Origin of the sequence: Candidatus Desulforudis audaxviator MP104C, from assembly GCF_000018425.1 — a bacterium.
GTDB classification, from domain to species: Bacteria; Bacillota; Desulfotomaculia; order Desulfotomaculales; family Desulforudaceae; genus Desulforudis; species Desulforudis audaxviator.
Window position 1 is genome coordinate 1,348,723 of sequence record NC_010424.1, and the last position, 14,157, is coordinate 1,362,879.

Annotated in this window: 13 protein-coding genes, 1 pseudogene and 1 CRISPR repeat array; all 14 genes and pseudogenes read right to left on the reverse strand. The window is 62.4% G+C overall.

What is annotated here, in order from left to right:
- Positions 1-56: 56 nt before the first annotated feature.
- Entirely contained in the window at positions 57-1,115 is a 1,059-nt protein-coding gene (locus tag DAUD_RS06465) for a 3-isopropylmalate dehydrogenase (RefSeq protein WP_041570861.1), read from the reverse strand.
- 16 nt (positions 1,116-1,131) lie between these two features.
- Positions 1,132-2,463, reverse strand: coding sequence for a pyrimidine-nucleoside phosphorylase (locus tag DAUD_RS06470; protein WP_041570862.1), 1,332 nt, complete (start codon positions 2,461-2,463; stop codon positions 1,132-1,134).
- Complete coding sequence (locus DAUD_RS06475) at positions 2,460-3,653, reverse strand: phosphopentomutase (protein WP_012302377.1); 1,194 nt, start codon at positions 3,651-3,653, stop codon at positions 2,460-2,462. Before DAUD_RS06475 ends, DAUD_RS06470 begins: the two co-directional genes overlap by 4 nt.
- Before the next feature lie 17 nt (positions 3,654-3,670).
- Entirely contained in the window at positions 3,671-4,558 is an 888-nt protein-coding gene (gene xerD, locus DAUD_RS06480; protein WP_012302378.1) for a site-specific tyrosine recombinase XerD, read from the reverse strand.
- A 56-nt stretch (positions 4,559-4,614) separates the two neighbouring features.
- The gene (locus tag DAUD_RS06485; protein ID WP_012302379.1) at positions 4,615-4,842 is read right to left on the reverse strand and encodes a hypothetical protein; all 228 of its coding nucleotides are present in this window, start codon (positions 4,840-4,842) and stop codon (positions 4,615-4,617) included.
- A gap of 18 nt (positions 4,843-4,860) precedes the next feature.
- The gene (spoIIM, locus tag DAUD_RS11575) at positions 4,861-5,490 is read right to left on the reverse strand and encodes a stage II sporulation protein M (RefSeq protein WP_012302380.1); all 630 of its coding nucleotides are present in this window, start codon (positions 5,488-5,490) and stop codon (positions 4,861-4,863) included.
- A gap of 67 nt (positions 5,491-5,557) precedes the next feature.
- Positions 5,558-6,652, reverse strand: coding sequence for a DUF3866 family protein (locus DAUD_RS06495; protein WP_320408600.1), 1,095 nt, complete (start codon positions 6,650-6,652; stop codon positions 5,558-5,560).
- A gap of 148 nt (positions 6,653-6,800) precedes the next feature.
- Positions 6,801-10,602: direct repeats of the CRISPR family, unit length 37 nt; unit sequence CTTTCAGTCCCCTTTTCGTCGGGTCGGTCGCTGAAAC.
- A 234-nt stretch (positions 10,603-10,836) separates the two neighbouring features.
- Positions 10,837-11,757, reverse strand: a complete 921-nt coding sequence (gene cas4a, locus DAUD_RS06500) for a type I-A CRISPR-associated protein Cas4/Csa1 (RefSeq protein ID WP_041570863.1) — start codon at positions 11,755-11,757, stop codon at positions 10,837-10,839.
- 38 nt (positions 11,758-11,795) lie between these two features.
- Positions 11,796-12,368: a CRISPR-associated protein Cas4 gene (gene cas4, locus DAUD_RS06505; protein ID WP_012302383.1), complete on the reverse strand. Its 573-nt coding sequence runs from the start codon at positions 12,366-12,368 to the stop codon at positions 11,796-11,798.
- Positions 12,365-12,685 (reverse strand): CRISPR-associated endonuclease Cas2, encoded by a 321-nt coding sequence (gene cas2 / locus DAUD_RS06510; RefSeq protein WP_012302384.1) that lies wholly within the window; start codon positions 12,683-12,685, stop codon positions 12,365-12,367. The genes cas4 and cas2 overlap by 4 nt, the downstream gene beginning before the upstream one ends.
- 2 nt (positions 12,686-12,687) lie before the next feature.
- Positions 12,688-12,825 (reverse strand): hypothetical protein, encoded by a 138-nt coding sequence (locus DAUD_RS12810; protein WP_242647834.1) that lies wholly within the window; start codon positions 12,823-12,825, stop codon positions 12,688-12,690.
- A complete protein-coding gene (cas1, locus tag DAUD_RS06515) occupies positions 12,774-13,694 on the reverse strand; it encodes a CRISPR-associated endonuclease Cas1 (RefSeq protein ID WP_012302385.1) in 921 nt (306 codons plus the stop codon). Before cas1 ends, DAUD_RS12810 begins: the two co-directional genes overlap by 52 nt.
- Before the next feature lie 108 nt (positions 13,695-13,802).
- Positions 13,803-13,913, reverse strand: a pseudogene (locus DAUD_RS13125) (hypothetical protein); the annotation flags it as partial.
- A 66-nt stretch (positions 13,914-13,979) separates the two neighbouring features.
- Positions 13,980-14,126: a hypothetical protein gene (locus tag DAUD_RS12475; protein WP_166485137.1), complete on the reverse strand. Its 147-nt coding sequence runs from the start codon at positions 14,124-14,126 to the stop codon at positions 13,980-13,982.
- Positions 14,127-14,157 lie beyond the last annotated feature (31 nt).

The window sequence follows — 14,157 nt, forward strand, 5'->3', positions numbered from 1 at the left end:
TCCTGCCCGCCGGACCGGGCGGCCGGACGCCGGCGTACTAATAAGGAAATACTGTGCTACAGGTGGCTCACCACCAAGTCGCCGACCTCGTCGGTCCCGTAGCCCATCCGGCCGGCCGCCAGGCTCTTTAAGTGCCCGGCGCATACTTTCTTCACCGCTTCCTCGATCCGGGCGGCCGCCCCGGTTTCCCCGAGCTGCTCCAGCATCATCGCCCCGGCGCAGACGGCGGCAAGCGGGTTGATCACGTTCTTCCCGGTGTACTTGGGAGCCGAGCCGCCGATCGGCTCGAACATGGACACGCCCTCGGGGTTCAAATTCCCCCCGGCGGCGATCCCCATCCCCCCCTGGAGCATCGCCCCCAGGTCGGTGATGATGTCCCCGAACATGTTGTCGGTGACGATCACATCGAACCATTCCGGGTTTTTCACCATCCACATGCAGATCGCGTCCACGTGGGCGTAGTCGCGCTCGATATCCGGGTACTCCTCGCCCACCTCGTTGAACACCCGCTCCCACAGGTCGAACGCGAACGTCAGGACGTTGGTCTTGCCGCACAGGGTGACCTTGCGGCGCCCGCCGCGCTTGCGGCAGTACTCGAAGGCGAACCGGACGCACCGCTCGACCCCTTTGCGGGTGTTGATCGAGGTCTGGATGGCCACCTCGTCCGGCGTGCCCCGCTTCAGGAAGCCGCCGCTCCCGGCGTAGAGGCCCTCGGTGTTCTCCCGGACGACCACGAAGTCGATGTCCTCGGGGCCCTTGCCGGCAATGGGCGTTTCCACGCCGGGGTAGAGCTTCACCGGGCGGAGGTTGATGTACTGGTCGAGTTCAAATCGCAGGCGGAGCAAAATACCCTTTTCCAGGATTCCGGGCCGCACCTCGGGGTGCCCGATCGCCCCCAGGTAGATGGCGTCGTAGCGCTTGAGCTGCTCGACCGCGTCCGGGGGCAGCACCTCTCCGGTCCGCAGGTAGTACTCGCCCCCCCAGTCCAGCACCGTCGTCTCCAGCGCGAAGCCCTCTTTGCCGGCGGCCGCGTGCAGCACCTTCAAACCCTCGCGCACCTGCTCGGGGCCCGTGCCGTCCCCCGGGATTACCGCGATCTTATACGTTTTTTGCATCGTCGTCCGGTCCTCCTTACATTGCCCTATTTTCATATTCTTCGTCCCCCACTACGGCGTGCACCAGGGGTCCCGGGGCGGTCTTCTCCGCCGCCAGGACGTAGGCCTCCCGGACCAGGGCGGCCGCCTCGGCCTCCCCCCGCCCGGCGCCGTGCACGGTGGCCAACGCCGCGCCCGGTTCCACCCACGACCCCACCTTGTGGTGGAGGACCACCCCGACCGCCGGGTCGACGGGCTCGCCCTTTTTCGTGCGCCCGGCCCCGAGGGCCAAGGCCGCCTGTCCCACCGCCCGGGCGTCGATCCGCTGCACCCATCCCCCGGTCTCGGCCCGCACCGCGGTCCGCTCCGGGGCTTTAGCCAAAAGTTCCGGGTCGTCCACCACCGCCGGGTCGCCCCCTTGCGCCCGCACCCAGGCCCGCATCTTCTCCCGGGCCGCCCCGGACGCCAGCGCCCCCTGCGCCAGCGCCCCGGCTTCGTCTAGGCTCCCCGCCCGGCCGGCTAGGAACACCATGTGCGCGGCCAGCACCAGGCAGAGTTCCACCAGGTCCGGGGGCGGGTCCTCGCCCGCCAGCACCGCCAGCGCCTCGTGCACCTCCAGGGCGTTCCCCACGGCGCGCCCCAGCGGCTCATCCATCGCGGTCACCAGGGCCACCGTGCGCCGGCCGTGCTGCCGGCCGATCTGGACCATGGCCCGCGCCAGCTCCAGCGCGTCCTCCGTTTTCTGCATGAAGGCCCCGGTGCCCGCTTTCACGTCCAGCACCACCGCGTCCGCGCCCGAGGCGATCTTCTTGGACATCACGCTGCTGGCGATGAGCGGGATGCTGTCCACCGTAGCCGTGACGTCCCGCAGGGCGTACAGCAGCCGGTCGGCCGGCGTGAGGTCCCCGGTCTGGGCACCCACCGCGAGCCCGATCTCCCGGACCTGCCCCGCCACCTCCGCGAGGCCGAGGTCGGTCCGGAAGCCCGGGATCGACTCCAGCTTGTCGATGGTACCCCCGGTGTGCCCGAGACCCCGCCCCGACATCTTGGCCACCGGCACGCCGCAGGCCGCCACCAGGGGAGCCAGCACCAGGGTGGTCTTGTCCCCCACCCCGCCCGTGCTGTGCTTATCCACCTTGATCCCCGGGATGGCCTTGAGGTCGATCGTTTCGCCCGACGCCACGATGGCGGCGGTCAGATCGGCCATCTCCCGGAAGGTCATCCCCTGGAAGTACACCGCCATCAGGAAGGCCGCCATCTGGTAGTCGGGGACCGTGCCGTCCACGAACCCGCGGATCATAAACCCGATCTCCGCGTCGGAAAGCTCGCCCCCCGCCCGCTTTTTCAGGATTAGGTCCACCATTCTCAAGGCCGCCCGCCCCCTTCCGGGACGAGCCGCCCGTAAAAACTCGTCCCCACCGGCCACCCGAAACCGAACACCTCCGCCACCGTCGCGGCCACGTCGGCCAGGGAGGCCCGCGTCCCCAGGTCCACCCCGCCGCGCAGGCGCGGCCCCAGCGCCAGCAGGGGCACGTACTCGCGCGTGTGGTCGGTGCCGGCCGTGGTCGGGTCGCACCCGTGGTCGGCGGTGAGCACCAGGAGGTCCTCCGTCGCAAGGGCTCCGAGAATCTCCGGCAGCCGCCGGTCAAAGGCCGCCAGCGCCGCGGCGTAACCGTGCGCGTCGTTCCGGTGACCGTAGAGCATGTCAAACTCGATCAGGTTGGTGAACACCAGCCCGGACGGAAAGGTGCGCAGCACCGCGAGCGTCCGGTCCACCCCCTGCTCGTTGTCCCTGGTGGGAAAACTCTCGGTCAAGCCCCGCTCGGCGAAGATGTTCCCGATCTTCCCCACACCCACTACCGCGTGGCCCCGCTTTTTCAGGGCGTCCAGGATGGTCTCCCCGCTCGGCGGCAGGGAGAAATCTTTGCGGCGCGGCGTGCGCACGAAGCGCCCCGGCGGGCCCGCAAACGGCCGGGCGATCACCCGCGCAGGCGCGTGCTCGCCGGTTAAAAGCTCCCGCGCCACCCGGCAGATCCGGTAAAGCTCCTCCACCGGGATAACTTCCTCGTGGGCGGCCACCTGGAATACGCTGTCCGCCGAGGTGTACACAATCGGCGCGCCGGTGCGCACGTGCTCGGCACCCAGCTCTTCGATGATCGCCGTGCCCGAAGCCGGCCGGTTCCCCAGGGTCGGGCGGCCGATCCGCGCCTCGAAGGCCGCGATCAGCGCCGCCGGGAAACCGTCCGGGTACACCGGAAACGGCCGGTCCAGCACGAGCCCCGCCAGCTCCCAGTGTCCCGTGGTGGTGTCCTTCCCGGCGGACAGGGTGGCCATCTTCCCGTAGGCCGCCCGCGGGCGCGAGGCCGGTGGCACGCCCGGGACCGGGATGATGTTCCCCAGCCCCAGGGCCTCCAAGTGCGGCAGGGACAGGCCGCCCACGGCCCGGGCGGTGTTCGCCAGGGTGTTCGTGCCCGCGTCGCCGTACGCGGCGGCATCCGGCAGCTCTCCCACCCCGACGCTGTCCAAAACGATCAGGATCACCCGCTTGACGGGGCCCAAACGAACGCTTCCTCCTCTTAAGCCCGGGGATGGGTGCGGTCGTAAACGGCGCGCAGACCCCGGGATGTCAGGTGCGTGTAAATTTGCGTGGTGACGATGTCGGCGTGGCCGAGCATCTCCTGGACCGCCCGGAGGTCGGCTCCGTTCTCCAGAAGGTGCGTGGCGAAGGAGTGCCGCAGGGTGTGCGGGGTGATCTCCTTCTGGATCCCGGCCTCGCGCGCGTAACGCTTTAAGAGCTTCCACACCGTTTGGCGGGTCAGGGGTTGACCCCGTCGGTTCACGAACAAAAACCTGGTCCGCCGTCCTTTCAGCAATAGCGGCCGGGAGCGCGCCAGGTACTCGTCCACCAAGCGGACCGCCTCCCCCCCGACCGGAACGACGCGCTCCCGGCCGCCCTTCCCCACGCAACGCACCAGGCCGCCCCGCAGGTCCAGGTCGCCCACCTTGAGGTTCACCGCCTCCGATACCCGGAGCCCGCTCGCGTACAGGACCTCCATCAGGGCCCGGTCTCGCAGGCCCATGGGGTTGGCAGTGTCCGGCGCCGTCAAGAGCCGGTCCACCTCGTCCACCCGCAGCACCCGGGGCAGCCGCTGCGCCTGCTTCGGAGAGCCCGTGTACTCCGCCGGGTTGGCCGTCACCAGCCCTTCGGCGGTCAAAAACTTCAGGAAAGCCCGCACCGCCGACAGCCGGCGGGCCACCGTGGCCGGGCGCCGCCCTAGCCGCTTTTGCGCCAAAAGATAGGCGGTGATGTGGCTTGCCTGAAGGTCGTTTAGGTCCCGTACGCCCTGGGCGGCCAGGAAAGCGCCGAACTGCTGGAGATCCCCCCGGTAGGCGGCCAGCGTGTTTTCCGAAAGCCCCCGCTCCACGTGCAGGTGATTCAAGAAAAGCCCCAACTGTTCGTCCACGGTTTTACCACCCGTATGTCACATTACTATTTTTTTCGCCCCCAACAAAAAAAATCCTACCAGGGATTCCCCCGGTAGTAGTCCTTGAGCCAATCGACCATCTGTTCCAGGAAGCCCCCCGCCCCCGCCGGCCCCGCCGTCACCGGGCCTGCGGGCGGCGCGGCCCCGGTTTTGAACACCCCGTAGATCTGGATCACCAGCAGGGTGAAGATGATCACCAGCAGGCAGAGCCGGAGGGCAAACAAAAGTTTTCGCTTCAGCTGGGAAATGACCACAATGAACAAAGCGCGCTTCCCTCCCCTCTAGTCCGGCAGGGACATCAAGAGCCCGATGATCCGGGGCGTGAGGTACGCCTCCACGAAGGCCGCGCTCACCGCCACCCCCGCCGCGCCCAACTGCATCGCCGAGTATCGCAGAAAGTTCGACCACACCCCGACCTCCGGGTTGAACCCGCGCCGGACGAGCAGCAGCGCGAAGGACACCGCGGCCGCCGCCGCGAACAGGGCCGCGGGGATCAGGAGCAGGTTCTGGGGCACGATCGCGGCCAGCACCAGGACCACCCCGGGACCGCCCATCTCCCCGATCACGAACCACACAGCGAACCCGAGGGCGAACCCGCGGATGGCCACCAGCCCCAGCATCACCGGGATACCGATCACGGTGATTCCGGCCAGGAAAATCAGGGCGATGAACAAGAGGTTGTTGTAGGTGACCTCGAGAAAAGTCTCCCGGGCGTTAAAGTCGGAGTGGTAAGCATTGAGGAAGAGGCGGTCCAGGTAATCGTGCAGCTCCCCGGCCGTTTCGGCCTCGAGCCCGCCGGCCGCCCAGCCTCCGGCCAGAAGACCGCCGCAAAAGCAGAGGCCGACCACCAGGTAGACCACCCAGTGGCCCTGGAGCGCCACCAACCGGAACCGCCGCATGATCCTGGCCACATAAACCTTCCCCTTCCCCGGGGAAACCTGTCCCCCGCTAGGCAAGTTTATGGGCCGGAGAAACCGTTTATGACTGGTGCGGACCCTTCAGCCGGCTCCGGCGGACGTCCACGGCCAGCCGGGCCGCCGCGCCGCAGGCCAGGAAAAACTCAGGGGTGGTGTGCCGGTCCCGTCCCATGGTGGTCACGTTCAGCCCGTGGCGCTTGAGCCCGGTGAGCGCCGGGCCCCCGTCGGCGACCACCACCTGGTGCCGCGCGCTCACCCCGGCCGCCGCGAGCTGCGCCTCCAGGTACGCCTGGGCCTCGGCATCGTCCAGCCGCGGCAGGGCCACCAGGGCCCGCGCCAGCGCCACCCGGCCCAGAGCGGTCAGGGTGTGGTGGCTCACCCCCCGGTGGCGCTCCCGGGGGTCGGCGAAACTGATCCGCGGAATGGCGATCGGCACCCCGCCCAGCACCCCCGCCGCGTTGATGATTTCACCCTGCTCGATCCCCGTAAACCCGAACGCCTGCGCCGTCCCCACGATCCCCGGACCCATGGCCGCCAAAATGACATCCGCTCCCCCCGCCTCCCGGGCGGCCAAAAGCCCGCTGTACACGTTGATCGCCTCGAAATCGCCCCCGAAGGCGTGCCCGCAGGTCACGGTGGCGTGCACCAGCCCCGCCTCCTTGAGCTGCCCCACCAGCCGGCTAAACGCCAGGGGCAGCGCCCCCCCGTCGGTCATCAGGTACACCACCCGCAGCTCCGGCGCCAGCTCCCCCACCGCCGCCGCGAAGGGCCCGAGCATGCTGTGCAGGGAACCCGCCACCACCGGCAGCCCGTCCAGCCCTGCACAGTCCCGCAACCGATCCGCGTGGGGGCTCGCCTCCTCCTCCACCGCCAGCACCTGCACCTGAAACGGTGTGTACCGGAGCTTCATGATGTGCCCCGCCTCCGGACCGTCCCACTCCAGCCGCTCCAGGTTCACCATCACGAAATGCACGCCGCCGGTCCCGAGCCCCAAAGCCACCGCCGCGGTGTTCAGGACCACCCGGTCCCCCACCCCCACCGGCCCGGTGACCAGGTCGTAGTTGACCGCCCGCTCCACCCGGCCCTCGACATCCACCAGCACCTCGGACACCCCCGGGCGTTGCTCTGCCACTTCCACAACCCGCCCCGGCCGCATTCTGATCACGGCGCACACTCCTTATTAAGGAAGGTTGTCTACTACAGTATATTCCTGGATGTGCGAAACGCAAGCATATTGAGGCATTAACAAGGTACCTGTAGCTGAAACCGCAAGTCGCTTCCACGCTTGCTTGCCAAAACGATCACTTTCAGTCCCCTTTTCGTCGGGTCGGTCGCTGAAACGCAGGTGGGCCGGTGGGCCAGACAAGGAGAACATTGATTCTTTCAGTCCCCTTTTCGTCGGGTCGGTCGCTGAAACTACATATCAGGCAACGGCGTTCGGGGGAAGCTTCGCCTTTCAGTCCCCTTTTCGTCGGGTCGGTCGCTGAAACGGTGCCGTGACTTTTTAGAAGCCCCGGAAAAACCGCTTTCAGTCCCCTTTTCGTCGGGTCGGTCGCTGAAACCTACTCACCGACCCCTACCATTTCAACCGCAACCTGTCGCTTTCAGTCCCCTTTTCGTCGGGTCGGTCGCTGAAACAGAGCGTTTGCGCTGCCTGCCATAACAGGAAGCACCTTTCAGTCCCCTTTTCGTCGGGTCGGTCGCTGAAACAGGCGGTACGTCCTGCAGGAATGGCGGTGCGTCAGGGAAACTTTCAGTCCCCTTTTCGTCGGGTCGGTCGCTGAAACTGTTGCATGAAATGCAACACACTACCTTGGGGTGGTAGCTTTCAGTCCCCTTTTCGTTGGGTCGGTCGCTGAAACTGCTGGTGCCGCATCCCGGATCGGGGATGCTTGGATCTTTCAGTCCCCTTTTCGTCGGGTCGGTCGCTGAAACCGGGGCCTACCGCTATATCAACGCCGATGTGGTATACGACTTTCAGTCCCCTTTTCGTCGGGTCGGTCGCTGAAACACAGAGCAGACTACACCATTTCCGGTAACAACATCCCTTTCAGTCCCCTTTTCGTCGGGTCGGTCGCTGAAACGGTGCCGGGGCAGGTGTCGGCGTTCGTGTCAGTACCCTTTCAGTCCCCTTTTCGTCGGGTCGGTCGCTGAAACTCCACTGCAACCGATGGTTCGACAATCCGTGTTACGCTTTCAGTCCCCTTTTCGTCGGGTCGGTCGCTGAAACTGGGAATCGGCCTAAACACGCTGTCGGACAAAATAAACTTTCAGTCCCCTTTTCGTCGGGTCGGTCGCTGAAACTCGGCAACGCCGTAGTTCCTCAAGTCGCCGAGGTAATCTTTCAGTCCCCTTTTCGTCGGGTCGGTCGCTGAAACTGCGATGAATCCTCAATCCTGAAAGCGTTTGACGCTTTCAGTCCCCTTTTCGTCGGGTCGGTCGCTGAAACACAACGCGCAACGGATCGCCGTAACCGGTACGGTCAACCTTTCAGTCCCCTTTTCGTCGGGTCGGTCGCTGAAACAGTTGCTGAATTAAAATTTGAGTGCCGACTGGGAACTTTCAGTCCCCTTTTCGTCGGGTCGGTCGCTGAAACAGCACGCACTTCTTCGTGTTCGACCTGAACCTACCCCCTTTCAGTCCCCTTTTCGTCGGGTCGGTCGCTGAAACGGATACAACCCACAACTTCGCTCAATCTCAAAAATAAACTTTCAGTCCCCTTTTCGTCGGGTCGGTCGCTGAAACAGGTGATAGCTTATGCAGCGCAAGAAGCACGGGGCGCTTTCAGTCCCCTTTTCGTCGGGTCGGTCGCTGAAACGAACGCATATTGTAGTCGCAAATGTTACGAACTAAATCTTTCAGTCCCCTTTTCGTCGGGTCGGTCGCTGAAACCCGTTCAGCCGCAAGCACCTTCTGGCCCGGCGTGTTCGCTTTCAGTCCCCTTTTCGTCGGGTCGGTCGCTGAAACTCGGCGGCGCAATGGAAGTGCAGAGCAGAACAATGATCTTTCAGTCCCCTTTTCGTCGGGTCGGTCGCTGAAACAGTAACTCCATACGGTCCGGATCGATCTGACCAGTCTTTCAGTCCCCTTTTCGTCGGGTCGGTCGCTGAAACAGCCTGGTGGATGCGCCAGCGGGCGCGACGATAATGGCTTTCAGTCCCCTTTTCGTCGGGTCGGTCGCTGAAACACTTTAGGAGACCAAGCTACTTATGCCTTCCTATGGCCTTTCAGTCCCCTTTTCGTCGGGTCGGTCGCTGAAACAGGGGCTGCGCGTCGAGATCGATCCGCCGAATACTACGGCCTTTCAGTCCCCTTTTCGTCGGGTCGGTCGCTGAAACATGTCGGCGCTGCGGAGTTGTGACATCGTGGTGCCTTTCAGTCCCCTTTTCGTCGGGTCGGTCGCTGAAACCGGCCCAGGCATACACACAGCACTGGGAAGGTGGCATCTTTCAGTCCCCTTTTCGTCGGGTCGGTCGCTGAAACTTCCTCCCGCCTTTCGCGGGCTGCCAGATTCCGGCTCCTTTCAGTCCCCTTTTCGTCGGGTCGGTCGCTGAAACCGCGGACGATCTTCTCTTGCCAGGGTAGTAATTCAAACTTTCAGTCCCCTTTTCGTCGGGTCGGTCGCTGAAACGCTTGACTGAAACCAGTTACAAGTACGCCGCTTTGGACTTTCAGTCCCCTTTTCGTCGGGTCGGTCGCTGAAACGCGCACGAAGTTGCCGGCCCAGGTGTGTCTGCTCAGCTTTCAGTCCCCTTTTCGTCGGGTCGGTCGCTGAAACCATAATCGCAGGATGCCGGGGCCGGAGCAAAGCCGTCCCTTTCAGTCCCCTTTTCGTCGGGTCGGTCGCTGAAACAACCGAGACAAGGACATTGACGGTTCGGCTGCTGGCGCTTTCAGTCCCCTTTTCGTCGGGTCGGTCGCTGAAACTGTTACAAATCCCAGCGGCAGTGCGTTTCGTTTCGGCTTTCAGTCCCCTTTTCGTCGGGTCGGTCGCTGAAACTTAATTGGTTTTATCTGTCAAATTTGTGGTTGTACGGAACTTTCAGTCCCCTTTTCGTCGGGTCGGTCGCTGAAACACCAGTCCCATGCGACATACTCCGCAAGTTCTTTACTTTCAGTCCCCTTTTCGTCGGGTCGGTCGCTGAAACCGCTTCTGGACACCTACCAGCCAACCCCTCGTAGAACCTTTCAGTCCCCTTTTCGTCGGGTCGGTCGCTGAAACTACGAGGAGCGCCTTCGTGCGAAGGCGGAAGGCAACACTTTCAGTCCCCTTTTCGTCGGGTCGGTCGCTGAAACCTTCGATCTTCGGCCAGCCGACCACGACCATGCTGCTTTCAGTCCCCTTTTCGTCGGGTCGGTCGCTGAAACGGACCCGGCATGCAACAACTCGTCCGCCGTCTTAACCTTTCAGTCCCCTTTTCGTCGGGTCGGTCGCTGAAACCGATTCTAGAGCCGGCGGTACGGGCGTTGCCCAATTACCCTTTCAGTCCCCTTTTCGTCGGGTCGGTCGCTGAAACCGCACCGCCTTGTCCCCGACGACGTAATCCTTGGCTTTCAGTCCCCTTTTCGTCGGGTCGGTCGCTGAAACGCATACCGGACTACTACAAGGCAATTTTAACCCGCGGCCCTTTCAGTCCCCTTTTCGTCGGGTCGGTCGCTGAAACGCGCCGGCAATCGCCGGCCTTACTTGCAGGTGCTGGCCTTTCAGTCCCCTTTTCGTCGGGTCGGTCGCTGAAACTCACCTGGTTTGCAACGCTCGCCGCGATACACAAGCTTTCAGTCCCCTTTTCGTCGGGTCGGTCGCTGAAACCGTCCAGGGCGGCCTCGAAAACCTGGCCGCCCTTCTCATCTTTCAGTCCCCTTTTCGTCGGGTCGGTCGCTGAAACCAAGCTGCTCTGCGGGGATGGGTTGACCACACGTCCTTTCAGTCCCCTTTTCGTCGGGTCGGTCGCTGAAACAGCCGGGGATTGCGGGGAGGGTAAGAAAGGGGGAGAACTTTCAGTCCCCTTTTCGTCGGGTCGGTCGCTGAAACTTCGACGCTGGCCGGCTGGTCGCGGACGCCGAAGAAACTTTCAGTCCCCTTTTCGTCGGGTCGGTCGCTGAAACAGACCCTGGCGTCAAAAAAGAAACCAGGCGCTGCAAGGGTTCCAGCCTACGCACAAGGAGCAAAATACACAGTCTCTTCGAAACTGGGTTACCTGCACAAAATCACCCTCTTTTTGCGAAAACCTCTGATCCGCCTGTAGCACAGTGATCGCGCTGATCCATCAGGATCGTTTCCTGGGGACGGTGCCATCCAAGACCATCCCAACCTATGCCTAAGAGTCCATTTTCGAAAAACTACCCATGGCAGGCTGCATAACAATGACAACCCTGATAACATTCCGCTGGAAAACCGGGATCAATCTCTTCGTAAACCATGCGGGCTTTTTCATCCCGCGATTCGATAAACCACTGGCGGAGTTCGTCATCAATTATGTGCAAGTCCTTGTTGATGATGAGCCGGTCACCCCGGAAACTGCCGTAAACCAGACAGCCGATGTTGACCGGGAATTCATAAAGGGATTCCATTACGAGGGCATAGCCGGTGGTAGTCAATCGGTGAAAGTCCCGCCGCTCTCCGAACTTCAGATCGACAATCATCGGCTCGCAAACCGTAAACGCGTCCGTGCTGAGGTTTGGGCTGAGGCCCAAGAAGGAACCGTCCAACTTCTGCTCCACAATCACCGGTATCGCCAGGACGGCCAGTGAATCTTCGCCTATGTAGGGTTGTTTAAACAGAATCTCCTGAATGCGCGATATGATCCGCGCTTTCTCAAATTCGGTCACGATGGCCACCTTGCGTTTCAGGTCCGCGGCGTCCTCAGGTGCCAGCGCCTGCAACTCGGATTCGACATTGACCGGCCCCAATTCCTGCAGCTCACGGCATATGGTCTGGTACTGTGCAACCCCAACCGAGTATATCAGCCTCTTGGCGGACACCAGCACGTGGACCAACGCAGCGTGCAGCACTCGCCCTTGGACCATGGCTGCACTCGGAGCCGGAAACACCCGCCGCACCCGCCGCAAGTACAGATCCCGGTTGGTGGGGCAATACGAGTTGGCTACCTCATACAGGGCCAGTACTGTATCGTACACCGGCTGTAACGGCGGCGCGGGCCAATTCCATCCCCTAAGCTCTTCGGCAATTCCCAGTTCCCGGGATCGGGGCAGCAGTCCTTTCAGCAGGTGCTTCTTTTCTTCCTCGGTAAGAAAGTACACCTCATACCACTCCAATCCTGATCAATCACGAAGAAAGGCTAAACCACGTCCGCACAGTAGTTGCGGTATTCGCACTCGAAACAGCGCGCCGGTCTCCTGGGGGCCGGGGGAAAGCTCTCGCGGGCGATCATCATCTTGATCTGGTCTAGCGTTTTTCGCACGAACGTCCGGGCGTTCGGCGTTATCTCTACCACGTGCACCCGCTTCCCCGGTATCAGGTACAGGAAGCCGTGCCGCACCGGTTTTCCGTACTGTTCCTCAAGAAGCATCGCGTAGCAGACAAGCTGGTACTTGTGATTCAGCCCCGGGTGACGGGAGGTGTTCTTGAACTCCACCGGAAAACAGCCGGAGCCGCACACAATGTGCATGTCCAGCACACCCTCCACGCCCAGGCGCTCGGAGCACAGCTTGGTCCGGTAGCGCCGCTCCCCTTCGGACAGATCATAGCTGCGGAATCCGCGGCGCCTTTCCAGCCTTTCTATCTCCAGGTGTTCCTCCTTGCCGTATTCCATCTTGCGCGTCACTTTCCGATGCACCGGCATCACGTAAGTGAAGTAAACCACCCGCGGGCAGTAGAGAAACTGCTTTACGTCACTGACTTTCAGCATCATCCGGCCCGTGCCTTCTTTCGGCTTCGTCCGGGGTACGACACGGCGGCCTCCGCGGCCTCTTCAGGCATCCCTGCGGACACCTCAATGGCCTTCGAAAGGCGCAGGTCCTTGTCACAGACTGGGCAGATCAGCACCTTCCCCTCCTGGCGCCCGATAATCCTCCGGAGCCGCTGAAACAGTTCTTCGCGGCGGTTATGGGTCATATCGCCGAAGAAAAGCGAGTACTGCACGTTCGTCAGGCCGTAATCTTTGCAGGCCTCAAACACCTTGCGCCGGACCTTGTCTTCCACGATATCGTAGGACACCAGCGTCTTCACGGCTACCAGCTCCCCGTGAAGGGCTTGTACTTCCCCTCGCCCCTGAGAAAGCCGGCCACCCGCCGCGCCTGCATCTGAATGATGTTCCTCAGCTTGTGTTTCTTGCCCTCGAAGCTCTCTTCGCCTTCCAGGCGTTCCAAGACCCGCCGGCCCAACTCCTTTCTGTTTCATCGGTCAGCTTGTCCCCATCCATTTCGATACCGGGCCCTTTGGTCACCATCGCAACGACCACCCGGTCCACGGTCACCGCCCGGAACTCCTCCACCAGATCCAGCACCATGGATGGCTTGCCGGGGCGGTCGGTGTGAAGGAAGCCGCCGAAGGAGTCAAGACCGGCCAGAAGGACGGCCCCTTCCACCTGGGAGTACAGAATGCCATAGCCGTAATTGAGCGCCGAATTGACGGGGTCGGTCGCCCCACGGCGTTCCCGGCCGGGGAACTCGATGCGGTCCCCGATGATCAGCCCCAGGGCGTCCCAGTAGTGATGCGCCCCCCGTCCCTCGATCGCGAACAACTGCCCCCGCAGATCGTCAATCCGCGCGGCATCCAGAGTTGCCAGCTGGCTGCGAATCCGATCGATCTCCTCGATCTTCCGGTAGATCTCCGCATACTTTTCCGTGTCGGCGCTGCGCCGGTACTTGGCGAAATACTTGAGCACGTTGACCTGGTTCTTCAGCTTCCCCTCGACAAATGCCTTCGCCAGGATTACGCCCCGCCGGTCGTCGTAGGCCTTCAACTGTTCCCGCCGGGTGAGCACCGTGCCGGTCAGGTTCGGCGCCGCCAGTTTGGCGTACGGTTTGCCGGAGAAGGATATGAAGTTGATCTGGATGCCATGCTCCAGGCATTCCTGAATCACATCCGTGGAAAGAGAAACCCCGCGGCCGGAAATGGTGATCTGTTTTATGTCGTAAAACGGGGTCTCACTCAACACTTCTCCCTTTTGCCGCACCAACAGCCGCTCGCTCTTTTTCCCCAGCGCACATCCGTAGTCCGAAACGACAAGATGCATAGGCAAAACACACCTCCCCGTCAAAAAAATGGTTAGGGAAATGCATTTTACCATAATCCGCGACCTCGCTCAATAGCTAGGCGAAATAAGCCAAATTACGCGAAATAATTATCTATTTCGTCCTGGTAACAGATAACAGATTGTTCCGTATTGATGAACAACCAGGTCACGGAACTTGGCCATACCGGCCAACCGCTCAGCTAAAACAGGAGAGATTACCCCCTTTCTCTCCGAGGATCAAGTAACAGTCGCCGTATCCGATGGGTGTCCGTTCGGCAATCCGGGCTACAGCTGATACTTCGCCGATGAAACGATGGTGTCGTCAGCCAGAAACTCTTCCTTGCCCATCGCAGCGTAGCCAGCAAGCACTCTTTGTGCCCGGCGGATATCGGTGGCCTTTTGACGAAGCATGTCAACATTGTAGTTTTTCATGGATGGCTCTTAGCATCCCCTTATCTTATTG

What these genes read in the sequence shown, in the direction of transcription:
- DAUD_RS06465 (WP_041570861.1), bottom strand. Translation starts at nt 1,115, where the DNA reads ATGCAAAAAACGTATAAGATCGCGGTAATCCCGGGGGACGGCACGGGC.
- DAUD_RS06495 (WP_320408600.1), bottom strand. Translation starts at nt 6,652, where the DNA reads ATGCGGCCGGGGCGGGTTGTGGAAGTGGCAGAGCAACGCCCGGGGGTG.
- cas4 (WP_012302383.1), bottom strand. Translation starts at nt 12,368, where the DNA reads ATGATGCTGAAAGTCAGTGACGTAAAGCAGTTTCTCTACTGCCCGCGG.
- cas1 (WP_012302385.1), bottom strand. Translation starts at nt 13,694, where the DNA reads ATGCATCTTGTCGTTTCGGACTACGGATGTGCGCTGGGGAAAAAGAGC.
- DAUD_RS12475 (WP_166485137.1), bottom strand. Translation starts at nt 14,126, where the DNA reads ATGAAAAACTACAATGTTGACATGCTTCGTCAAAAGGCCACCGATATC.